19 protein-coding genes and 1 pseudogene are annotated in these 21125 nt (G+C 67.9%); 5 read left to right on the forward strand and 15 right to left on the reverse strand.

Annotated elements, in window-relative coordinates; translation table 11 throughout:
• Positions 1 to 296: pseudogene (locus VBO01S_RS32790) on the forward strand (hypothetical protein); the annotation flags it as partial.
• A gap of 148 nt (positions 297 to 444) precedes the next feature.
• Positions 445 to 714 carry a hypothetical protein gene (locus tag VBO01S_RS25270; RefSeq protein WP_062480564.1) on the forward strand — a complete coding sequence of 90 codons (270 nt, stop codon included), beginning with the start codon at positions 445 to 447 and terminating at the stop codon, positions 712 to 714.
• 49 nt (positions 715 to 763) lie between these two features.
• On the opposite strand, the gene VBO01S_RS25275 is transcribed toward VBO01S_RS25270, so the two are convergent.
• Genes VBO01S_RS25275 through VBO01S_RS25320 form a run of 10 tightly spaced genes read right to left on the reverse strand, consistent with a single transcriptional unit; the run spans position 764 to position 13304 of the window.
• Positions 764 to 1681 carry a dihydrodipicolinate synthase family protein gene (locus VBO01S_RS25275; RefSeq protein ID WP_062480566.1) on the reverse strand — a complete coding sequence of 306 codons (918 nt, stop codon included), beginning with the start codon at positions 1679 to 1681 and terminating at the stop codon, positions 764 to 766.
• Between the two features lie 9 nt (positions 1682 to 1690).
• Positions 1691 to 3427 carry an IlvD/Edd family dehydratase gene (locus tag VBO01S_RS25280; RefSeq protein WP_062480568.1) on the reverse strand — a complete coding sequence of 579 codons (1737 nt, stop codon included), beginning with the start codon at positions 3425 to 3427 and terminating at the stop codon, positions 1691 to 1693.
• Positions 3428 to 3437: 10 nt separating this feature from the next.
• Positions 3438 to 4460 carry a galactofuranose ABC transporter, permease protein YjfF gene (yjfF, locus tag VBO01S_RS25285; protein ID WP_062480570.1) on the reverse strand — a complete coding sequence of 341 codons (1023 nt, stop codon included), beginning with the start codon at positions 4458 to 4460 and terminating at the stop codon, positions 3438 to 3440.
• A complete protein-coding gene (locus VBO01S_RS25290; protein WP_062480572.1) occupies positions 4457 to 5491 on the reverse strand; it encodes an ABC transporter permease in 1035 nt (344 codons plus the stop codon). The genes yjfF and VBO01S_RS25290 overlap by 4 nt, the downstream gene beginning before the upstream one ends.
• On the reverse strand, positions 5488 to 7008 hold the full coding sequence (locus tag VBO01S_RS25295) for a sugar ABC transporter ATP-binding protein (RefSeq protein ID WP_062480574.1): 1521 nt from the start codon (positions 7006 to 7008) through the stop codon (positions 5488 to 5490). Before VBO01S_RS25295 ends, VBO01S_RS25290 begins: the two co-directional genes overlap by 4 nt.
• A gap of 4 nt (positions 7009 to 7012) precedes the next feature.
• Positions 7013 to 8218, reverse strand: coding sequence for a multiple monosaccharide ABC transporter permease (mmsB, locus tag VBO01S_RS25300; RefSeq protein ID WP_062480576.1), 1206 nt, complete (start codon positions 8216 to 8218; stop codon positions 7013 to 7015).
• On the reverse strand, positions 8205 to 9731 hold the full coding sequence (gene mmsA / locus VBO01S_RS25305) for a multiple monosaccharide ABC transporter ATP-binding protein (protein ID WP_062480598.1): 1527 nt from the start codon (positions 9729 to 9731) through the stop codon (positions 8205 to 8207). Before mmsA ends, mmsB begins: the two co-directional genes overlap by 14 nt.
• 32 nt (positions 9732 to 9763) lie before the next feature.
• Positions 9764 to 10834, reverse strand: a complete 1071-nt coding sequence (gene chvE, locus VBO01S_RS25310; RefSeq protein WP_062480578.1) for a multiple monosaccharide ABC transporter substrate-binding protein — start codon at positions 10832 to 10834, stop codon at positions 9764 to 9766.
• Positions 10835 to 10846: 12 nt separating this feature from the next.
• A complete protein-coding gene (locus VBO01S_RS25315) occupies positions 10847 to 11812 on the reverse strand; it encodes an ABC transporter substrate-binding protein (RefSeq protein ID WP_062480580.1) in 966 nt (321 codons plus the stop codon).
• Positions 11813 to 11849: 37 nt separating this feature from the next.
• Positions 11850 to 13304 (reverse strand): aldehyde dehydrogenase family protein, encoded by a 1455-nt coding sequence (locus VBO01S_RS25320; RefSeq protein WP_062480581.1) that lies wholly within the window; start codon positions 13302 to 13304, stop codon positions 11850 to 11852.
• A 147-nt stretch (positions 13305 to 13451) separates the two neighbouring features.
• Here VBO01S_RS25320 and VBO01S_RS25325 point away from each other — a divergent pair, with 147 nt between their 5' ends.
• On the forward strand, positions 13452 to 14411 hold the full coding sequence (locus VBO01S_RS25325) for a LysR family transcriptional regulator (protein WP_062480583.1): 960 nt from the start codon (positions 13452 to 13454) through the stop codon (positions 14409 to 14411).
• Here the strand turns inward: VBO01S_RS25325 and VBO01S_RS25330 are convergent, their stop codons facing one another.
• Complete coding sequence (locus VBO01S_RS25330) at positions 14412 to 15212, reverse strand: SDR family NAD(P)-dependent oxidoreductase (RefSeq protein ID WP_062480586.1); 801 nt, start codon at positions 15210 to 15212, stop codon at positions 14412 to 14414. It lies immediately after the preceding gene.
• Between the two features lie 108 nt (positions 15213 to 15320).
• On the opposite strand from VBO01S_RS25330, the gene VBO01S_RS25335 reads away from it, so the two are divergent.
• Positions 15321 to 16265 (forward strand): SMP-30/gluconolactonase/LRE family protein, encoded by a 945-nt coding sequence (locus VBO01S_RS25335; RefSeq protein WP_062480587.1) that lies wholly within the window; start codon positions 15321 to 15323, stop codon positions 16263 to 16265.
• Here VBO01S_RS25335 and VBO01S_RS25340 read toward each other — a convergent pair.
• Entirely contained in the window at positions 16262 to 17176 is a 915-nt protein-coding gene (locus VBO01S_RS25340; protein ID WP_062480589.1) for a LysR family transcriptional regulator, read from the reverse strand. The genes VBO01S_RS25335 and VBO01S_RS25340 overlap by 4 nt on opposite strands.
• A 233-nt stretch (positions 17177 to 17409) precedes the next feature.
• Between VBO01S_RS25340 and VBO01S_RS25345 the strand changes: the two genes are divergently transcribed.
• The gene (locus VBO01S_RS25345; protein WP_062480591.1) at positions 17410 to 17655 is read left to right on the forward strand and encodes a DUF2798 domain-containing protein; all 246 of its coding nucleotides are present in this window, start codon (positions 17410 to 17412) and stop codon (positions 17653 to 17655) included.
• Positions 17656 to 17662: 7 nt separating this feature from the next.
• On the opposite strand, the gene VBO01S_RS25350 is transcribed toward VBO01S_RS25345, so the two are convergent.
• The 3 genes from VBO01S_RS25350 to VBO01S_RS25360 form a co-directional block, all read right to left on the reverse strand.
• Positions 17663 to 18721: an aldose epimerase family protein gene (locus tag VBO01S_RS25350; protein ID WP_062480594.1), complete on the reverse strand. Its 1059-nt coding sequence runs from the start codon at positions 18719 to 18721 to the stop codon at positions 17663 to 17665.
• Positions 18718 to 19668 carry an alpha/beta hydrolase family protein gene (locus VBO01S_RS25355; protein WP_062480596.1) on the reverse strand — a complete coding sequence of 317 codons (951 nt, stop codon included), beginning with the start codon at positions 19666 to 19668 and terminating at the stop codon, positions 18718 to 18720. Before VBO01S_RS25355 ends, VBO01S_RS25350 begins: the two co-directional genes overlap by 4 nt.
• Positions 19665 to 21125, reverse strand: a 1461-nt coding sequence (locus tag VBO01S_RS25360) for a Mur ligase family protein (RefSeq protein ID WP_169805086.1), incomplete at its 5' end; no start/stop codon positions are given. The genes VBO01S_RS25360 and VBO01S_RS25355, both read right to left, overlap by 4 nt.

Raw genomic sequence — 21125 nt, forward strand, 5'->3', positions numbered from 1 at the left:
AGGCCGCGTCGCGCGGCGGCCTCACCTCCGCGCCCGACTACCGCGCCAACGCCGTGGCCCGCTGCGGCCTGCAGCCGCCGGCCGAGCGTGCCGACTGCGAAGCCCGCGTGCTGGGCAGCGCGGGCAACATCCGCAGCAATGTCGATGGCAGCGTGATGGGTGGCGGCGTGATCCGCGAATCGGTCTCGACCCGCGTCGTGAACATACCGGCCGCCACACTGCCGCCGCCGATGGCCGCCCCGATGCCGGCACCGATGCCTGCGGAACCGATGCCGATGCCCGTGCCGGTGCAGTGACCCGGTGCGCATCGCCCGGAATGCGCCTCGGTGATAACACCGACGACACGTTCGCGGGCGATGCCCTCGTTTGTCATCAAATCGTCACAAAATACAGGCATGTGCTAGCTATAGTTCCCGGTCCCTGCCAACCGAGGAACACTTTCCCATGAATGCCATCAAGGTCGCTCGCCGATTCATTGAAACGGACCCGGCCAACGAATCGGCCAAGATCCTTGCCCAACTCGTGCTGGCGCTCGAAGCCGAACGCAGCTTCGAGTTGATCACGCTCTACAGCCTCGACTACAAGAGCTTCCAGCTTGCGATGGACATCCTGAAGGAGTGGCGCCTGGACCGCTACTACGCCAGCAAGTCCAAGCTGTTCGATCTCTCGCTGCAAGTCACCGAGCTCGAAGCGGGCAACAGCGCCGCTTCCTGAGCCCGTCCCATGGCGGCCCGGTACCTGGCGTACCCGGGCCCGCCTGCTTTCATTTCCCCCAGCGCAACACCAACGGATCGAGCCGCCGCGCGGTCTCGATGAGGCCCGCGCGCGTCTCGGGATGCAGCGCGGGCAGCGGATGCCGCGGCGCTTCGCAGGCGATCACGCCGCCTTCCTTCATGAGCGCCTTGCAGGCCAGCAGGCCCGCCTGGCGGTTCTCGCAGTTGATGAGCGGCAGCCACCGCTGGTACAGCGCGAAGGCTTGGTCGCGGTCGCCTGAACGGTGCGCCTCGATGATCGGGCGGATGCCGTCCGGATAACCGCCGCCGGTCATCGCACCGGTCGCGCCGGCATCGAGGTCGGACATCAGCGTGATGGCCTCTTCGCCATCCCACGGGCCTTCGATGGCATCGCCCCCCAAACGGATCAGCTCGCGCAGCTTCGACGCGGCACCGGCGGTCTCGATCTTGAAGTACGCGACCTGCTCGATCTCTTTCGCCATGCGCGCGAGGAACGGCGCCGACAGCACCGTGCCGCTGGCGGGTGCGTCCTGGACCATGATCGGAATCGCGACCGCATCCGAGAGCCGCGCGTAGAACTCGTGGATCTGCGGCTCGGGCACGCGGAAGGTCGCGCCGTGGTACGGCGGCATCACCATCAGCATCGCCGCGCCCATCGCCTGCGCGCGGCGGCTGCGCTCGGCGCAGACCTGGGTGCTGTAGTGCGTGGTCGTCACGATCACCGGCACGCGGCCCTTCACATGCTCGAGGATCGTGCGCGTGAGCACTTCGCGCTCGTCATCGGACAGCACGAACTGCTCGGAGAAATTCGCGAGGATGCACAGCCCGTCGGAGCCCGCGTCGATCATGAAATCGACGCAGCGCTTCTGGCTCTCCAAGTCGAGCGCGCCCTGTTCGGTGAAGGTGGTCGGCACCACCGGGAAGATGCCGCGGTATCGGGGGGTCATGGCGTGTGATCAGTGGGAGTGGCGGGGAACGGCCGAGCCTCTGCAGCCGACCAGGAAATCGAAGTCGCAGCCTTCATCGGCCTGCAGCACATGGTTGACGTAGAGCTTCTGGTAGCCGCCGCCGCGCGTGCCCATCGGCTGTGCATCGGACGCGGACAACGACGCGAGGCGCGACGCCAGCTCCTCGTCGCTGATGTCCAGGTGCAACCGCCCCGCATCGCAATCGAGCTCGATCCAGTCGCCGTCGCGCACCACCGCGAGCGGCCCGCCGTCGGCCGCTTCGGGCGCGACGTGCAGCACCACCGTGCCGTACGCCGTGCCGCTCATGCGCGCGTCCGAGATGCGCACCATGTCCTTCACGCCCTGGCGCAGCAGCTTGGGCGGCAGGCCCATGTTGCCGACCTCGGCCATGCCGGGGTAGCCCTTGGGGCCGCAGTTCTTCAGCACCATCACGCAGCTCGCGTCGATGTCCAGGTCTTCATCGACGATGCGCGCCTTGTAGTGCTCCAGGTTCTCGAACACCACGGCGCGGCCGCGGTGCTTCAGCAGCTCGGGCGTGGCCGCCGAGGGCTTGAGCACCGCGCCGCGCGGCGACAGGTTGCCGCGCAGGATGCGGATGCCGCCGTCGGCGATGAGCGGGTTGTCGAGCGGGCGGATCACTTCGTCGTTGAGGCTCGGCGCCTCGCGCACGTTGTCCCAGAGCGACTGGCCGTTGACGGTGAGCGCACCCGGGTGCGGCAGCAGGTCGTGCTCGCCGAGACGGCGCAACACCGCAGGCAGGCCACCCGCGTAATAGAACTCTTCCATGAGGAATCGCCCCGAAGGCATGAGGTCGACGATGGTCGGCGTGTGGCTGCCGATGCGCGTCCAGTCTTCCAGTTCGAGCTCGACGCCGATGCGCCCCGCGATCGCCTTCAGGTGGATCACCGCGTTGGTCGATCCGCCGATGGCCGCGTTCACGCGGATCGCGTTCTCGAAGGCCTCGCGCGTGAGGATCTTCGACAGCGTGAGCCCGTCCTTGGCCATCTGCACCGCGCGTGCACCCGACATCTGCGCCAGCACGTAGCGTCGCGCATCGACCGCCGGAATCGCCGCGTTGTGTGGCAGCGAGGTGCCCAGCGCCTCGGCCATGCAGGCCATGGTGGAGGCCGTGCCCATCGTGTTGCAGGTGCCCGCCGAGCGCGACATGCCGCCCTCGGCCGAGAGGAACTGGTGCAGGTTGATCTCGCCCGCCTTCAGCGATTCGTGCAGCTGCCACACGGCCGTGCCCGAGCCGATGTCCTTGCCGTCGAGCTTGCCGTTGAGCATCGGCCCGCCCGTGACCACGATCGCCGGGATGTCGCAGCTGGCCGCGCCCATCAGCAGCGCGGGCGTGGTCTTGTCGCAGCCCGTGAGCAGCACCACCGCATCGACCGGGTTGCCGCGAATGGCTTCCTCGACGTCCATGCTCGCGAGGTTGCGCGTGAGCATCGCGGTGGGCCGCAGGTTCGATTCGCCGTTCGAGAACACCGGGAACTCGACCGGGAAGCCGCCCGCCTCCGAGATGCCGCGCTTCACGTGCTCGGCGATCTTGCGAAAGTGCGCGTTGCAGGGCGTGAGTTCCGACCAGGTGTTGCAGATGCCGACGATCGGGCGGCCGTCGAACTCGTGGTCGGGGATGCCCTGGTTCTTCATCCAGCTGCGGTACATGAAGCCGTTCTTGTCGGCGGAGCCGAACCATTCGGTCGAGCGCAGTTTCTTTGTCATGGGGAAGTGGTCAGCGGCGCGGGGCGCGCGAGGTGAAGAAACGTTGGAGCAGGCAGAACACGAAGAGCAGCGCGCCGACCACGATGCGCGTCCACCACGAGCTCAGCGTGCCGTCGAAGGAAATCAGCGTCTGGATGATCCCGAGCATCAGCACGCCGAAGAGCGTGCCCGCCACGTAGCCCACGCCGCCGGTGAGCAGCGTGCCGCCGATCACCACCGCCGCGATGGCGTCGAGCTCCAGCCCGAGCGCATGCAGGCCGTAGCCCGAGAGCATGTAGAAGGTGAAGATCACGCCCGCCAGCGCCGAGCAGAAGCCCGAGAGCGTGTACACGCCCACGAGCGTGCGGCGCACCGGCAGCCCCATCAGCATCGCCGAATGCTCGCTGCCGCCGATGGCGTACACCGCGCGGCCGAAGGGCGTGCAATGCGCGATGAACACCGCGGCCAGCAGCACGGCGATGGCGATCACCGCGCTGACCGACACCGAGGCCTCGCCCCAGATCGGAATGCGGATCTGCGAGACCTCCGAATAGAACGCGTTGGTGATGCTGATCGAATCGATACTGATGAGGTAGCAGAGACCCCGCGCGAGGAACATGCCCGCGAGCGTGACGATGAAGGGCTGCAGCTGGAAGCGCTCGATGAGCAGCCCCATGAACGCGCCGAAGGCCGTGCCCATCGCCAGCACCAGCGGAATCACGAGGGCCGGGCTCCACCCGTGCTTCTCGACCAGCGAGGCCGACACCATCGTCGTGAGCGCGATCACCGAGCCCACCGACAGGTCGATGCCGCCCGAGAGAATCACGAAGGTCATGCCGACCGCGACGACGATGAGGAAGGCGTTGTCGATCAGCAGGTTGAGGAACACCTGCGCCGAGAAGAAGCCGTCGTAGAACACCGAGCCCAGCGTCGCCATCAGCACGAACAGCGAGATGGTCGCGGTGAGCGGCAGGTACTTCGGATTGAGCCTTGCCTTGCTCCCGCGCGCGGGAGCAGGTGGGGCTGAAGGCGCCGCCTCGATCACCGCGCTCATGCCCTGCTCCCGTCATGCACCGGCCGCTGCACCAGCGTGCGAACCTCCGCCCGGAACTCCGGCGACTGCATCAGCATCACCACGAACACCACCACCGCCTTCACCACGAGGTTGATCTCCGGCGGCACGCCCAGCGAGTAGATCGCGTAGGTTAGCGTCTGGATGATGAGCGCGCCGATCACGCTGCCCACGAGGCTGAAACGCCCGCCCGTGAGCGCCGTGCCGCCGAGCGTGACGGCGAGGATCGCATCGAGCTCCAGCAGCTGGCCGGCGTTGTTGCCGTCCGCGCTCTTCACGTTCGAGCTGATCAAGAGGCCCGCCACGCCCGCGCACACGCCGCAGAACGCATACGCACCGACGACCAGCCGCCGCGCCTGGATGCCCGCCACGCGCGCGGCCGTCGGGTTGATGCCGACCGCCTGGATGAACAGGCCGAGCGCCGTGCGCGTGATCGCCAGGTACAGCAGCGCGAACACCGCCGCCACGATGAACAGCGAGAACGGCAGCCCCAGCAGGTAGCCGCTGCCGAGGAAGAAGAAGGGCTTGTAGTAGATCGTGATGATCTGCCCGTCCGCGACCAGCTGCGCGATGCCGCGCCCCGCCACCATGAGGATCAGCGTCGCGATGATCGGCTGCATGCCGACCTTGGCGACCAGCAACCCGTTCCACAGGCCGCACAGCAGCGCGACGGCCAGCGCCGCGAGGATCGCGAGCGGCATCGGGAAGCGGCTCACGTCGCTGGACACCGAACCGCCGATCATCCAGGCCGCGACCGCCGCCGCGATGGCCACCACCGCGCCCACCGAGATGTCGATGCCGCGCGTGGCGATCACCAGCGTCATGCCGAGCGAGACCAGCACCAGCGGCGCCGCGCGGTTCACGATGTCGATGAGGCTGCCGTAGAGATGGCCTTCGCGCCATTCGAGGTGCAGGAAGCTCGCGTTGAATGCGGTGTTGATGGCGAGCAGCAACAGCAGCGTGATGACGGGCCAGGCGAGCCGGTGGCTCATGAGCGTCGAGAGGCGGTTCATGCTGCTGCGATCATTTCGTAGACCTCGTCCTCGGTCGAGCCGCCCGGCAGCTCGCCCACCTTCTGCCGGTCGCGCAGCACCACGATGCGGTGCGCCACGCGCACCACCTCGCTCATCTCCGACGAGATGAAGATCACCGCCATGCCCGCACGCGCGAGCCGCAGGATCTCTTCCATGATCTCCTGCTTGGCCGCCACGTCGATGCCGCGCGTGGGCTCGTCCAGGATCAAGAGGCGCGGCTCGGTCGCGAGCCAGCGCGCGATCATGGCCTTCTGCTGGTTGCCGCCCGAGAGCAGGCCGATGGGCGTTTCGACACTGGCGGTCTTGATGCCCAGCGAGGCGACAAAGCGCTCGGCCATCGCGGTCTGCTCCGCGTGCGAGAGAAACTTTCGCGTGCCCAGCCGGGCCTGCAACGCCAGCGCGATGTTCTCGCGCACCGACAGCTCGGCCACGATGCCATCGGTCTTGCGCTCTTCGGGGCACAGCGCGAGGCCTTCGCGGATTGCATCGGCCGGATTCGAAAAGCTGACGGAGCGGCCGTCGATCTTCAGCACGCCACGGTCGGGCGACTCGAGCCCGAACAGCAGGCGCGCGAGTTCGGTGCGGCCCGCGCCGAGCAGGCCGGCGATGCCGACGACCTCGCCGGCACGCACGCGCAGATCGGTCGCCTGCAATTGCCCGGCTTGGCCCAACCCTTCGGATTGCAACAGCGCGGGCGCCGCTTCATCGAACGCGGGCAGCGCGGCAGGTCGTGCCGACTGGGCCGCCAACTCCCGACCCAGCATCGCCGCGATCAGCGCCTGCGGGCCGAGGTCCGCCGCCTTCCACTCGCCCACCCAGTTGCCGTTGCGCAGCACCGTGATGCGGTCGGACACCGCGTACATCTGGTTCAGGAAGTGCGTCACGAAGACGATGGCAAGGCCCTCGCCGCGCAAACGCCGCAGCACCTCGAACAGCTTCTCGACTTCATCGTCATCGAGGCTCGATGTCGGCTCGTCGAGGATCAGCACTTTCGACGACACGCCGAGTGCCCGTGCGATCGCCACCATCTGCTGCACCGCGACCGAATAGCTCGACAGGAGCCGCGTCACGTCGATGTCGAGCCCGATGCGCGCCAGCAGCTCAGACGCCCGGCGGTTCACGGCCGCCCAGTCGATGCGAAAGCCCTGCAGCGCACCGCAGCGCGGATAGCGCCCCGCGAACACGTTCTCCGCCACCGAGAGGTTCGGGCACAGGTTCACCTCCTGGTAGACCGTGCTGATGCCCAGCTTCTGCGCTTCCAGCGGCGAGGCGGGACGGATGGCCTCGCCGCCCAGGAACATCTCGCCGCCGCTCGACGGCAGCACACCCGTGAGCACCTTGATGAGCGTGGACTTACCCGCGCCGTTCTGCCCCATGAGCGCATGGATCTCGCCCGGGTAGAGCTTCAGCTGCACGCCGTTCAGCACCGCGATGCCGGCGAACTGCTTGTGGATGCCCCGCAACTCCAGCACGGGGGTGACGCCGCTGTCGGTCATGCGTTCACTTGTTCTTGTTGTAGACGTCGATGAACACTGCCGCCAGCAGCACCAGCCCCTTGATGACCTGCTGGTAGTCGATGCCGATGCCCAGGATCGACATGCCGTTGTTCATCACGCCCATGATGAAGGCGCCGATCACCGCGCCCATCACGCGGCCCACGCCGCCCGAGGCCGAGGCGCCGCCGATGAAGCAGGCCGCGATCACGTCGAGCTCGAAGCCCAGGCCCGCCTTGGGCGTGGCCGTGTTGAGCCGCGCCGCGAATACGAGGCCCGCCAACGCCACCAGCGCGCCCATGTTCACGAAGGTGAGGAACGCGAGCCGCTGCGTCTTCACGCCCGACAGCCGCGCGGCCTTCTCGTTGCCGCCCAGCGCATAGATGCGCCGGCCGATGGTGGTGCGGTTGGTGACGAAGTCGTACACCACGATCAGCACCGCCATCACCACCAGCACGTTGGGCAGGCCCTTGTAGGTCGAGAGCAGGTAGCTGAAGAAGAGAATGATCGCCGCGAAGAACAGGTTCTTCACGAGGAAGAAGGCGTAGGGCTCCTGCTCCATGCCATGCGCCTTGAGCTTGGCGCGCCCGCGCAGCTTGAAGAACACCAGCGCCGCGGCCGCCAGCGCGCCCACGACCAGCGAGGTGGTGCGCAGCGTGTCGCCGCCCAGCGGATCGGGAATGAAGCCCGAACTCAGGCGTTGGAACTCGACCGGAAACGGCCCCACCGACTGCCCCGCCAGCAGCGCCAGCGTGAGCCCCTTGAACACCAGCATGCCCGCGAGCGTGACGATGAACGAGGGGATCTTGCGGAACGCGACGAACCAGCCCTGCGCGGCGCCGATCACCGCGCCGGCTGCGATGCTGACGATCGCGGTTGGTATGAAGTGCCATTCGTACTCCACCATCAGCACCGCCGCGAGCGCGCCGATGAAGCCGCAGACCGAGCCCACCGACAGGTCGATGTGCCCCGCCACGATCACCAGCAGCATGCCCAGCGCCATGATGACGACGTAGCTGTTCTGCAGCAGCAGGTTGGTGAGGTTCAGCGGCCGCAGCAGCGTGCCGTCGGTCAGCACCTGGAACAGCACCATGATCGCGACCAGCGAGATCAGCATGCCGTACTCGCGCAGGTTGTTCTTCAGGAAGCCCACATGGGGCTTCGGGGTGACGGGAGCGGCGCCCTGCACCGCGTTGGCTTCAGGCAGGGACATGGACGGAACTCCCCGCGCTCACGATCGCATGCATGATGCGTTCCTGCGACGCCTCGGCCGCGGTGAACTCGGCCGCGAGGCGGCCCTCGTTCATCACATAGATGCGGTCGCACATGCCGAGCAACTCCGGCAGTTCGGAAGAGATCATGAGAATGCCTTTGCCCTCGCTCGCGAGCTGGTCGATGATGGTGTAGATCTCGTACTTGGCGCCCACGTCGATGCCGCGCGTGGGTTCGTCCAGGATCAGCAGTTCGGGCTTGGTGAAGAGCCACTTGCTCAGAACCACCTTCTGCTGGTTGCCGCCCGACAGGTTGACCACCAGCTGCTCGACGCCCGAGCAGCGGATGTTCAATGCCTTCCTGTAGTCATTGGCCACCTTGAACTCGCGGCCGTCGTCGATCACCGTGCGTTCGGCAATCGCATCGAGGTTCGCGAGGCTGATGTTCTTGCGGATGCCTTCCTCCAGCACCAACCCGAGGCCCTTGCGGTCTTCGGTGACGTAGGCGATGCCGTGGTCGATGGCCTTGCGCACGGTGCTCACATCCACCGGCTTGCCGTGCATCAGCACCGAGCCGCTGATGCGCTGGCCGTACGACTTGCCGAACACGCTCATCGCGAGCTCGGTGCGCCCCGCGCCCATGAGGCCCGCGATGCCCACGATCTCGCCCTGGCGCACCTGCAGGTTCACGCCCTTGATCTGCTCGCGGTCGGCGTGCAGCGCGTGGTGCACGCGCCAGTCGCGCACCTCCAGCACCGTCTCGCCGATCTTCGGCGAGCGCTGCGGGTAGCGGTGTTCCATGTCGCGGCCCACCATGCCGCGGATGATGCGGTCTTCGCTGATCGCCTGCTTCGCGCAGTCCATCGTCTCCACCGTGGCACCGTCGCGCAGCACGGTGATCGAATCGGCCACCTTGGCGATCTCGTTGAGCTTGTGCGAGATGAGGATCGACGCGATGCCCTGGCGCTTCAGCTCGAGCAGAAGCATCAGCAGCGCATCGCTGTCGTTCTCGTTCAGGCTCGCGGTGGGCTCGTCGAGGATCAGCAGCTTCACCTCTTTCGCCAGCGCCTTGGCGATTTCCACCAGCTGCTGCTTGCCCACGCCCAGGTCGGTCACCAGCGTGGTGGGCGGCTCCCTCAGACCCACCTTCGCCAGCAGCTCGCGCGTCTTCGCATAGGCGGCGAACCAGTCGATCACGCCGCCGCTGGCGATCTCGTTGCCCAGGAAGATGTTCTCGGCAATCGAGAGCAGCGGCACCAGCGCCAGCTCCTGGTGAATGATGATGATGCCCAGCTTCTCGCTGTCGGCGATGCCCTTGAAGCGGCGCAGCTCGCCCTCGAAATGGATCTCTCCGGTGTACGAATCGCACGGGTAGACACCGCTCAGCACCTTCATGAGCGTCGACTTGCCCGCGCCGTTCTCGCCGACCACCGCGTGGATCTCCCCCGCGCGCACGGCGAGGTTGACGTTGCTCAGGGCCTTCACGCCCGGGAACGTCTTGGTGATCCCGCGCATCTCGAGGATCGTGCGCGCTTCGCCGGCCGGGCTCACTTGACCTGGCTTTCCTTGTAGTAGCCGCTGTCCACCAGCACCTGCTTCCAGTTGGAGCCGTCCACGCTCACCGGCTTGAGCAGGTACGAGGGCACGACCTTGATACCGTTGTTGTAGGTCTTGGTGTCGTTCACCTCGGGCGCCTTGCCCGAGAGCATGGCGTCGACCATGGCCACCGTCACCTTGGCCAGCTCGCGCGTGTCCTTGAACACGGTGGAGCTTTGCTCCTTGCGCAGGATCGACTTGACCGACGGAATCTCCGCGTCCTGCCCCGACACCACCGGCATCGGCTGCGAGCCCGAGCCGTAGCCCACGCCCTTGAGCGACGACAGGATGCCGATCGAAAGCCCGTCGTACGGCGACAGCACCGCATCCACGCGGTCCTTCGTGTAGTAGGCCGACAGCAGGTTGTCCATGCGCGCCTGCGCCACCGCGCCGTCCCAGCGCAGCGTGCCGACCTTGTCCATGCCCATCTGCTTGCTGCGCACCACCAGCTTGCCGCTCTTGATGTACGGGTCGAGCACCGACATCGCGCCGTTGTAGAAGAAGAAGGCGTTGTTGTCGTCGGGCGAGCCGCCGAACAGCTCGATGTTGAACGGGCCCTTGCCGCTCTTCAGACCCAGCGCCGCCTCGATGGATTGCGCCTGCAGCACGCCGACCTGGAAGTTGTCGAAGGTGGCGTAGTAGTCGACGTTCTTCGAGCCCTTGATGAGCCGGTCGTAGGCGATGACCTTCACGCCCTTGTCAGCGGCCTTCTGCAGCACGTCGGACAGCGTGGTTCCGTCGATGGCCGCGATGACCAGCACCTTCGAGCCCTTGGTCACCATGTTCTCGATCTGCGCAAGCTGGTTCGGGATGTCGTCGTCCGCGTACTGCAGGTCGGTCTTGTAGCCCTTGTCCTTGAAGTACTTCACCATGTTGGCGCCGTCGGCGATCCAGCGGGCCGACGACTTGGTGGGCATCGAGATGGCGATCAGGCCCTTGTCCTGCGCGTGGGCCAGCGGCGTGAAGCCGACGACGGCGAAGGCCAGGCCCGCGAGCGAAGCCTTGAGGAAGTTGCGTTTCATGTCGGTCGGTCCTCAGTACTTGCGATTGGGAAACTCTTTGGCGGCGACTTCCATCGGGAAGATGCCTTCTTCCGTGACGATGCGCTTGGGCAGCGTCTTGCCGGCCTTGATGTCCTTCACCGCGCTCATGAGCTGCGGCCCGAGCAGGGGGCTGCATTCCACCGACACGTTGAGCTTGCCGGCGATCATGGCTTCGAAGGCGCCCTTCACTCCGTCGATCGAGATGATGGTGATGTCCTTCGCGGGCTTCATGCCGGCCTCTTCGATGGCCTGGATCGCGCCGATGGCCATGTCGTCGTTGTGCGCGTAGAGCACGTTGATCTTCTTGCCCTCGGCCTTGAGGAAGGCTTCCATCACCTCCTTGCCCTTGGCGCGCGTGAAGTCGCCGGTCTGCGAGCGGGTGATCTTGAACTTCGGGTCGGCCTTGATGATTTCCTCGAAGCCCTTCTTGCGGTCGATGGCCGGCGCCGAGCCCACGGTGCCCTGCAGCTCGACGATGTTCACCTCGCCCTTCTGGTCCTTCATCTTCTCGACCAGCCAGCGGCCGGCCTTGCGGCCTTCCTCGGTGAAGTCGGAGCCCATGAAGGTCACGTAGAGCGAGTCGTCCTTGGTGTTCACGGAGCGGTCGGTCAGCACGACCGGGATCTTCGCGGCCTTGGCTTCGCGCAGCACGGTTTCCCAGCCCGACTCGACCACGGGCGAGAACGCGATCACGTCGACCTTCTGCGCGATGTACGAGCGGATGGCCTTGATCTGGTTCTCCTGCTTCTGCTGCGCGTCGGAGAACTTCAGTTCGATGCCCGCCTCCTTGGCCGAGGACTTGATCGACTCGGTGTTGGCGGTGCGCCATTCGCTCTCGGCGCCCACCTGCGCGAAGCCGAGCACGAGTTTCTTCTGCGCGAGGGCGGACACGGGCAGCATGCTGCCCAGGGCTGCGGCGGCGAGCGCGGTGTTGAGGGTGCGGCGATTCATGGTCATGGTTGTCTCCTTCTTGATGCGTCTGTGATGTGTTCGGTCAGGCCAGCATGTAGCCGGTCTTCACCGTCGTGTAGAACTCCGCGGCGTGGCGCCCTTGTTCGCGCGGCCCGTAGCCCGACCCCTTGCGGCCGCCGAAGGGCACATGAAAGTCCACCCCCGCGGTCGGCAGATTGACCATCGTCATGCCGACCACGGCATGGCGCCTGAAGTGCATCGCGTGCTTGAGCGAGTTGGTGCAGATGCCCGCGCACAGGCCGAAGGGCGTGTCGTTGCACAGCGCGAGCGCTTCGTCGTAATCGGCGGCGCGCAGCACGCAGGCCAGCGGCCCGAAGATTTCTTCGCGCGCAATGCGGTGTTCGGGTTGGGCCAGGAAGAGCGCGGGGCTCATGTAGTGGCCCGCGGTGGCGCGCTGCAGCGCTTCGCCGCCCCACACATGCTCCGCGCCCTCTTCGCGCGCGATGTCGATCCACGCGAGGTTCTGCGCCAGCCGCTCTTCGTCGGCGACGGGGCCGATGTCGATGCCGCGTTCCAGCGCGTGACCGATCTTCAGTGTCTTCAGGCGCTGGCGCAGCTGCGCCACGAAGGCGTCGTGCACGGCGGCTTCGACGATGAGGCGGCTCGATGCGGTGCAGCGCTGGCCGTTGGAAAAGTAGGCGCCCTGCACCGCGCAGTCGACGGCGCGGTCCAGGTCGGCGTCGGCCAGCACCACGAGCGCGTTCTTGCCGCCCATCTCCAGCTGCACCTTGGCGCGCCGTGCGGCGGCGGCCTGCAGCACGCGTTCACCGTTGGCGGCCGAGCCGGTGAAGCTCAGCGCATCGACCAGCGGGCTGTCGACCAGCGCCTGGCCCGCTTCGCGCCCGCTGCCCATCACGAGGTTGAACACGCCGGCCGGCAGCGTGGCGCGGCCGATGATGTCGGTGAGCGCCCAGCCGCAGGCCGGCACCAGCTCGGCCGGCTTGAAGACCACGCTGTTGCCGTGTGCCAGCGCCGCGGCAATCTTCGAGGCCGGCACGGCGAAGGGCGTGTTCCACGGCGTGATGAGGCCCACCACGCCGACCGGCTCGCGCGTGACGTCGACCTGCACGCCGGCGCGCACCGAGGCCACGTTCTCGCCACCACCGCCGCGCAGGGCCTCGCCCGCGAAGAACTTGAAGATCTGGCCGGCGCGCGCCACCTCGGCCACGGCCTCGGGCAGGGTCTTGCCGACCTCGCGCGCCAGCAGCAGGCCCAGCTCGTCCTTGCGGGCCAGCAGCTCGGCGCCGATGCGGTCGAGCACGTCGGCGCGCCGCTGCGGCGTGCTGTGGCTCCAGTGCACGAAGGCCTCGCTGGCCGCGCGGATCGCCAGCTCGACCTGGCGCCGGTCGGCACGTGCGTACTCGGCCACCACTTCGCTGGTGTCCGATGGATTGACGCTGACACCGGTGGTCGCGCTGGTTTCCCAGCGGCCGTTGATGTACTGGCGCACGCTCTGCCGAAGCTCGCCGTGGATCACCGTGGCGTTGCCTTGTCTCTGTTGTTATGGGACTGGGGCGGAAGTCTAGAAACGATTTCGATATCGATCCAATCGTTTTTTAGACAAAATGCATATCAATCGGTGGATTCTGGAAAACCCCGTCAGACCTTCGTTCGCAGCCTCTTCATGAACACCTACAACCACTGGTTCATCCGCGCCCGCCTCAAGACCCGCCAGCTGCTGTTGCTGGTGGCGCTGGCCGAGGAAGGCAACATCCACCGCGCGGCGCAGGTGCTCAACATGACGCAGCCCGCCGCGTCGAAACTGCTGAAGGACCTGGAAGACGTGCTCGAGGTGCCGCTGTTCGAGCGCCTGCCGCGCGGCATGCGCCCGACCTGGTACGGCGAGACCATGATTCGCCACGCCCGCGTGGCACTGGCCAGCCTGAACCAGGCGCACGACGAGCTCACCGCGTTGAAGGCCGGGCGCCTCGGCCAGGTGAACGTGGGCGCCATCACCGCGCCGGGCCTCACGCTGATGCCGCCGGCCGTGGCGATGGTCAAGCGCGAGCAGCCCGACCTGCGCGTGTCACTGGAGATCGAGACCAGCCCGGTGCTGCTCGAGCGGCTCGAGCAGGGCAAGCTCGACATCCTCGTGGCGCGGCTGTTCGCCGAGCACGACAAGTCGCAGCTGCGCTACGAGGCGCTCACCGAGGAGCCCGTGTGCGCGCTGGTGCGCCCCGGCCATCCGCTGCTGGGCGTGAGCGGCCTCACGCTGCGCGACGTGGTGGGCGCCGGCTGGATCGTGCCGCCCGCGGGCAGCGTGCTGCGCCACCGCTTCGAGCTGATGTTCCAGGAGGAAGGCCTGGCGCCGCCGGGCAACATCATCGAGAGCCCGGCGCTGCTGTTCATCACGCGCATGCTGCAGCAAAGCGACATGGTCGCGGTGCTGGCGACCGACGTGGCGCGCTACTACGCGGCGCACGGCATCGTGTCGCTGCTGCCGCTGGACATGCCCTGCCACATGGACGCCTTCGGCATCATCACGCGCACCGACCGGCTGCTGTCACCGGCCGCGAAGGTGATGATGAAGGCCTTGAAAACGGCGAGCATGAGCGTCTACGGACGCAAGCTCGAGATGGACTGATCAGGTCCAACCGGCGTCGACGGTGAACTCCTGCGCCGTGCACATCTTCGCGTCGTCCGAAGCCAGGAACAGCACCATGCGCGCGATGTCTTCCGGCATCAGCTTGTCGGGCAGGCACTGGTTGCGGTGCAGCGCTTTCTCGCCCTCCTCGTCGAGCCACAGCGCCACCTGCCGCTCGGTCATCACCCAGCCGGGCGACACGGTGTTGATGCGGATGCGATCGCGGCCCAGCTCCACCGCGAGCCCGCGCGTGAGGCCGTTCACCGACGACTTGGCGATCGCGTAGCAGGGGTAGCCCGAGCCCTTGGTCTGCCAGCCCGTGGAGCCGAGGTTGATCACCGAGCCGAAGCCCAGGCGCTTCATGCCCGGCACCACCGACTGGATCGCGAACAGCGCGGGCCGCTCGTTGATGGCCATGCGGTTGTCGTAGTAGTCGGGCGTGACCGATGCGAGCGTGTGGCGGTCGTCGCTGGCCACGTTGTTGACCAGCACCGCGAAGTCGCCGAGCTCGGCGGCCGCGTCGGCCATGGCCTGCTGCAGCGCGCCGATGTCGCGCACGTCGCAGGCGCGCCACCACGGCGCGGCGTGGCCGGCCCCGGCGATCTGCGCGGCGAGTGCCGCGCTGGCAGCTTCCGCGATGTCGACAAAGGCCACGCGCGCGCCCTGCGCCGCGAACGCAGCGACGATGGCCGCGCCGATGCCGCTGCCGCCGCCGGTGACGAACACGGTGCGGCCCTTCAGGCTGGGATGGATGGAAAGCTGGGGGAAATTCAAGGACAAGGTCTCCAGGGGGCATCTCATGACATTGCAAAATACATATCAATTGATGCAGTTATTTTCAATTTCTATTATCAATATGCCTTGATACGATCCGCCGCGTCAAGGCGACATGACCTACAGAAAGAACAAATGAACATGCAAGAGACAAGCGCCCCTTCTTCGCCGCTCGCAGCGCCCCGCGTGCTCGGCACCCCCGAATGCCTCTGGCCGGCCGCCGCCGACCTCGGCGAAGGCACGCTGTGGTCGGTGCGCGAGCAGGCGCTGTACTGGATCGACATCCTGCAGCCGCGCCTGTTCCGCTACGACCCGGCCACGGGCGCGCAACGCACCTGGCACTTCGACGAAGAGATCACCGCGATTTCCGAGCGCGCGTCGGCGCCGGGCCTGTTCCTCACGCTGCGCCGCGGCTTCGCGCTGTTCGACACCACCGCGCCCGGCGACACCGCGAAGCCGCGCTACCTGCACCAGCCCGAGCCCGAGCGCATCAACAACCGCTTCAACGACGGCAAGTGCGACAGCCGCGGCCGCTTCTGGGCCGGCAGCATGGACTTCGACTGCAAGGCGCCCACCGGCGCGCTCTACCGCTTCGACGCCGACGGCCACTGCACGCGGCACGACGACGGCTTCGAGGTGACCAATGGGCCGACGTGGTCGGGCGACGGCCGCACCATGTACTTCAACAACACGGCGATCAACACGATGTACGCCTACGACTTCGACATGGACGCCGGCGCGGTGTCGAACAAGCGCGTGTGGCACCGCTTCCCGAAGGGCGACGGCCTGCCCGACGGCATGACCACCGACGCGGCCGGCCGCCTGTGGATCGCGCACTGGGACGGCGCCTGCGTCACCTGCCACGACCCGGTGAGCGCCGCCGAGCTGTGCCGCATCGCACTGCCCGCGAGCAACGTGACCGACTGCGCCTTCGGCGGCGCGGACCTGCAGACGCTCTACATCACGACGGCGCGCAACAGCCGCACCGAAGCACAGCTGAAGAGCGAGCCGCTGGCCGGTGGGCTCTTCTCGGTGCGCATCGACAGCCCGGGCGTGCCGGCGGCACTGTTCGCGGGCTAGGCCGCCCCGGGTCCCTCGCGCGGCTGCAGCGACGGCAGGTGCGCCGCCGCGAAATCGGCGAACAGCCGGGCTCGCGCGAAGCTGCCACGGGATGAGGGCCACACCGCGTGGACCGGAATCCTCGGCGACTCGAACTCGGTCAGCACCAGTTCGGCCTGCCCGCTGTCGAGCAGGTCGCGTATCTGCCACAGCGGCGTGAAGAACAAGCCCAGCCCGCTCAGCACGGCCGCATAGATCGCGGCGGTGTTGTCGGCCCGGAAGCGCCCCGTCACCTTGACGCGCTGCAGCGTGCCGTCGACCGTGAAGGGCCAGTGCGCGTCGCTGCCGTGCGTGGTGCGCACCACGCACTGGTGGTCAGCCAGGTCTTCGGGGCGCTGCGGCCGCCCGTGCCGCGCGAAGTACGCCGGCGAGCCGAACACCACCAGCCGCAGCTCGCCGAGCGGCTTGGCCGCCAGTTCGGAATCGGGCAGCTCGCCGATGCGGATGGCCAGGTCCAGCTCGCCTTCGATCAGGTCCACGAAACGGTCGGAGGCCGTGAGCTCGACCTCCATGTCCGGGTAGCGCTGCATGAACGCGCCGATCAGCGGCACCACGAAGGCCGGCGCGAACTGCACCGGCGCGGCCACGCGCAGCAGGCCCCGCGGCGAGTCGAGCTGGCTGCTGGCCTCGACGGCCGCCGCATCGAACTCCGCCAGCGCGGCCCGCACGCGGCGGTGGTAGGCCAACCCCACTTCGGTGACCGACGACTGCCGCGTCGTGCGGCGAAGGAGCTGCACGCCCAGGCTGCGCTCGAGCACGCTCAGCGAGCGGCTGATGGACTGCACCGAGCGCCCCAGTTGCCGGGCCGCCGCGCTCTGGCTGCCGTGGTCGACGATGGCCACGAAGGCCCGGATGTCCTGAATCTGGTCCATGGATTCTCTCGGTCTGGATGAAGGTCTATGGCGGCGCGCGTGGCTTCCCGATGGCGCCTGCCGTTCGTATCTTCGAGGCCTCGCGGTCGCAGGCCGCATTGCCACAAACGAAGGAATCATTCCATGAAACAACGACACAGACCCACCGTGCGGGTGGTCAGCGCTGACAACGCAGAGGGGCTGCAACCTCGTCCGCGTACCTTGAACCCCTCCATCCAGGAGCTTGCCCAATCATGAGCACAAGAAAACTGCCGGCCCGCTATGCGGGCATCGCCATGCCCTTCCTGCTGTCGATCTTCATGTCGTGCATCGTGGCGGGCATCTCCACGCTCAAGAGCGTGGGGCTGGCCTCGGGCCTGTTCCAGATGTGGATGGCCGCATGGGGCGTGTCGTGGCTGGCCGCGTTTCCCTCGCTGCTCGTGGTGCTGCCGGTGGTGCGCCGGATCGTCGCGGCGACGGTGCAGAGCCCGCAGCGCTGATCCGTGGTCAGCCGATGCCGAAGCGGTGCTCGGTCGTGCTGGCGAACACCTCGCCGGGGCGCAGCACGGTCGACGCGAACTCCTGCCTGTTCGGCGCATCGGGAAAGTGCTGCGTCTCCAGGCACAGGCCGTCGCCCTGGCGCAGGCTCGCGCCCGCGCTGCCGAGCAGGCTGCCGTCGAGGAAGTTGCCCGAGTAGAACTGCACGCCGGGCTCGGTGGTGTGCACGTCCATCACACGGCCCGAGGCTTCGTGGGCGAGGCGTGCGGCCAGGGCCAGCCCGGTACCGCTGCGATCGCCGTCGAGAACCCAGTTGTGGTCGTAGCCGTGCGCGCGCAGCAGCTGCTCGTGCCCATCGCGGATGCGATCGCCGATGCGCGTCGGCGTGCGGAAATCGAAAGGCGTGCCGGCCACCTCGCCCAGCCCGAGCGGAATGAGCGTGGCATCCACCGGGCAGTAGCGGCTCGCGGGCAGCGTCAGCACATGGTCCATCACCGAACCGCTGCCGGCGAGGTTGAAGTAGTCGTGGTGGCTCAGGTTGAGCACCGTGGGCCGGTCGGTGGTGGCGCGGTAGTCGATGCGCCAGGTGTTGGCCGTGGCGCCCAAGGTGTAGCGCACCGTCAGCTGCACCTCGCCGGGGTAGCCTTCTTCGCCGTCGGCGCTGGTGTAGCGCAGTTCGAGGGCGAGTTCGTGAGGCACCGGCACGATCTCCCAGTAGCGCTTGCCGAAGCCCGTGGCGCCGCCGTGCAGCGTGTTCACGCCGTCGTTCAGGCCCAGCTGGTGAGCGGTGCCATCGAGCGTGAAGCGGCCCGCCGCGATGCGGTTCGCGTAGCGGCCGACGATGGTGCCGAAGTGCGGGTGCGGCTTCAGGTAGTCATCGAGCGACGGCAAGCCCAGCACCACGTTGGCACTGCGCCCCTGCCGGTCGGGCACGTGCAGCGCGGTGACGATGCCGCCGAGGTGGATGGCGCTCAGGCGCAGGCCGTGGCCGTTGTCGAGCGTGTATTCAGTGACGGGCCGGCCGTCGGGCATGGCGCCGAAGGGGCGCGAAGTGAGGGCTTCGGTCATCGGGCTTGCGACTGCAGCGCCTCGCGCGCGCACTGCGATGCGGTGCGCAGGCCGATGCGGTCTTTCAGGTCGTGGAAGGTCGGCGGCTCGGCGTCGTGCGTCATCACCTCGACGCGGTGGCCCGCCTTGCCCACCGCGTCGGCAAAGCGCTGCTGCAGCGCGAACGGCGTGTTGCGGTCGTCGGGGTTGCCGATGAGCACGATGCGCCGCTGCGGGTCGCGCGGGATGCCGGCCACATGGTCCAGCGGGTCGTAGACCTGCATGCTGCCCGTGGTGTCGGTGCGCCCGTTCTTCGAGCGGCCGAGCAGCCGCGCGCGCTCCAGCAGGTCGAACGCGCCTGACGTGAGCACCGCGCAGGCCACGCGCGTGCGCCCGAGCGTGAGCAGCGCGGCGCCGGCCGTGGCGCCGCCGCTGTGACCGAAGAGCACCACGCGCTGCAGCCGGTGGCGCTGCATCAGCGCTTCGAGCGCCGCATCGAGCGCATGGAACTCCACCGCCTCGCGCCGCTGGCGGTGGTCGCCCGACGAGCCGTAGGTGCCGGGGCGCGCCATGAAGATCCACGGCATGCCCGCGCGGTCGCTCGCGGCCTGCGCGTCGAGCGTGCGCAGCGGTTCGGTGTTGCCGGGAATGCGCGTGGGCGACAGGTTCATCACGCTGTCGCGGTCGCCCGAGAACTGCACGATGGCGATGCGCGCGTCGTCGATGTCGCGGCTGGCGAAGTAGCGGATGCACGACGGCCCCTCGACCGCCTGCACCCAGAGAAAGCCCGGGCGGTCGGGGCAGTTGGCGCGCACGGCGGGCTGGTTCCAGTGCAGCAGTGCGCCCTCGGCCGACGCGGAGGCCGCCGGCTCGCGCGGCGCTGCGGCCTTCGGCGCATCGACACGCTGCGCGCAGGCCGTCTGCACGAGGGCAAGGAGCACACAGGCCAGGCGCGCGCGCGGGTTCATAGCTTCTGCAGCAGTTCGGAGATGAGGCCGAAGTCGGACTGCTGGCGGTCGCCCTTCACCAGCACCAGGTCGCCGTCGCGCAGGAATTCGCCGAGGTAGCCGGTGAGCTGCGCGGCGTCTTCGAAGTGCGGGCCGAGCAGCTCGGCCGGCAACTCCTCGCGCAGCCAGCGCATCTCGGCGCCGTGCGTCACGAGGTGCTGGATGCCCGAGGCCAGCAGCGGCGCGGCCAGGCTGCGGTGCATGGCTTCGGCTTCCTTGTCGAGGTTGATGATGCGCCCGAGCACGCCGATCTTGCGCGTCACCGGCCCGTGCGCCGCATGCTGGCAGGTGCGCACGAACTCCATCGCGTTGCGCATCGACATGACCTCGGCGTTCCAGCTGTCGTCGATGAGCGTCGCCTGCACGCCGCCCTGCGTGCGCAGCGGGCGCAGCTGCATCACCGAGGCCGGCAGGCGCACGAAAGGCATGCGCGCGCACGCGGCCTCGGCATCGAAGCCCAGCGCCAGCAGCGCCGCAAAGGCCAGCGCCGAATTGCGCACCAGTCCGGCGCTCGCGATCGGGAACAGGTACTCGACCGTGCGCCCCGGCAGCGCGATGCGCACACGGCAGCCGCCGTCGGGCTCGGGCCGGGTGTCGACAATGCGGATGTTGGCGTCGGGGCTGCTGCCCACCACCCAGATGGCGCCTGCCGTGCGCGCGGCCGACCGCACCACCTGCATCAGGCAGGGGATGTGGTCGGGCACGATGGCCACGCCGCCGGGCTCCAGGCCCAGGAAGATGCGTGACTTGAACTCGGCCGTCTGCTCGAGCGTGGCGGTCTGGCGGGTCTGCGACAGGCCGATCTCGGTGAGGATGGTCACGTGCGGGCGCGCCACGAGCGAGATCGGGCCGCGGTCCATCCACAGCGAACTCTGCGCCATCTCGAGCACGCACACGTCGGCGTCGGCCGCGAGGTTGGCCAGCATCGCCGGCACGCCGACGCGCGAGTTGTAGTTGTCGATGGTGGTGTGCACGCGCGCCGCCTCGGGCAGCAGGTCGCGCAGCATGGCGATGGTGGACGACTTGCCGACGGTGCCGGTCACGCCCACCACGCGCCCCTTGAAGCGCGCACGTGCGGCCACGCCCAGGTCGATCATGGCGCGGATCGGGTCGTCCACCAGCAGCAGCGGGAACGACGGGTCGAGCCCGTCCACCGGGTGCGCGACCACGGCGCCCGCGAGCGCGTGCTGCAGCACGGGCACGTCTTCATGGCGGTCGGGGTTGTCGCTGCGCGGCTTGCTGTAGTTCTCGTGTTTGGCGAGCGTGCGGTAGTCCGATGCGATGAACAGCGCCGGCTTCGGCAGCCGCGCCATGTGCGCCGGCCCGCGCACCACCGCGTTGACGAACCAGCCATCGGGCGGCGGCACCAGCCACTGCCCGCCGGTGACGCGCTGCAATTCGTCGGCGGTCCACACGGG

The organism is Variovorax boronicumulans NBRC 103145 (assembly GCF_001591345.1).
Classification (GTDB): Bacteria; Pseudomonadota; Gammaproteobacteria; order Burkholderiales; family Burkholderiaceae_C; genus Variovorax; species Variovorax boronicumulans.

What these genes read in the sequence shown, in the direction of transcription:
- VBO01S_RS25270 (WP_062480564.1), top strand. Translation starts at nt 445, where the DNA reads ATGAATGCCATCAAGGTCGCTCGCCGATTCATTGAAACGGACCCGGCC.
- VBO01S_RS25275 (WP_062480566.1), bottom strand. Translation starts at nt 1,681, where the DNA reads ATGACCCCCCGATACCGCGGCATCTTCCCGGTGGTGCCGACCACCTTC.
- VBO01S_RS25280 (WP_062480568.1), bottom strand. Translation starts at nt 3,427, where the DNA reads ATGACAAAGAAACTGCGCTCGACCGAATGGTTCGGCTCCGCCGACAAG.
- yjfF (WP_062480570.1), bottom strand. Translation starts at nt 4,460, where the DNA reads ATGAGCGCGGTGATCGAGGCGGCGCCTTCAGCCCCACCTGCTCCCGCG.
- VBO01S_RS25290 (WP_062480572.1), bottom strand. Translation starts at nt 5,491, where the DNA reads ATGAACCGCCTCTCGACGCTCATGAGCCACCGGCTCGCCTGGCCCGTC.
- VBO01S_RS25295 (WP_062480574.1), bottom strand. Translation starts at nt 7,008, where the DNA reads ATGACCGACAGCGGCGTCACCCCCGTGCTGGAGTTGCGGGGCATCCAC.
- mmsB (WP_062480576.1), bottom strand. Translation starts at nt 8,218, where the DNA reads ATGTCCCTGCCTGAAGCCAACGCGGTGCAGGGCGCCGCTCCCGTCACC.
- mmsA (WP_062480598.1), bottom strand. Translation starts at nt 9,731, where the DNA reads ATGCGCGGGATCACCAAGACGTTCCCGGGCGTGAAGGCCCTGAGCAAC.
- chvE (WP_062480578.1), bottom strand. Translation starts at nt 10,834, where the DNA reads ATGAAACGCAACTTCCTCAAGGCTTCGCTCGCGGGCCTGGCCTTCGCC.
- VBO01S_RS25315 (WP_062480580.1), bottom strand. Translation starts at nt 11,812, where the DNA reads ATGACCATGAATCGCCGCACCCTCAACACCGCGCTCGCCGCCGCAGCC.
- VBO01S_RS25325 (WP_062480583.1), top strand. Translation starts at nt 13,452, where the DNA reads ATGAACACCTACAACCACTGGTTCATCCGCGCCCGCCTCAAGACCCGC.
- VBO01S_RS25330 (WP_062480586.1), bottom strand. Translation starts at nt 15,212, where the DNA reads ATGAGATGCCCCCTGGAGACCTTGTCCTTGAATTTCCCCCAGCTTTCC.
- VBO01S_RS25335 (WP_062480587.1), top strand. Translation starts at nt 15,321, where the DNA reads ATGAACATGCAAGAGACAAGCGCCCCTTCTTCGCCGCTCGCAGCGCCC.
- VBO01S_RS25340 (WP_062480589.1), bottom strand. Translation starts at nt 17,176, where the DNA reads ATGGACCAGATTCAGGACATCCGGGCCTTCGTGGCCATCGTCGACCAC.
- VBO01S_RS25345 (WP_062480591.1), top strand. Translation starts at nt 17,410, where the DNA reads ATGAGCACAAGAAAACTGCCGGCCCGCTATGCGGGCATCGCCATGCCC.
- VBO01S_RS25350 (WP_062480594.1), bottom strand. Translation starts at nt 18,721, where the DNA reads ATGACCGAAGCCCTCACTTCGCGCCCCTTCGGCGCCATGCCCGACGGC.
- VBO01S_RS25355 (WP_062480596.1), bottom strand. Translation starts at nt 19,668, where the DNA reads ATGAACCCGCGCGCGCGCCTGGCCTGTGTGCTCCTTGCCCTCGTGCAG.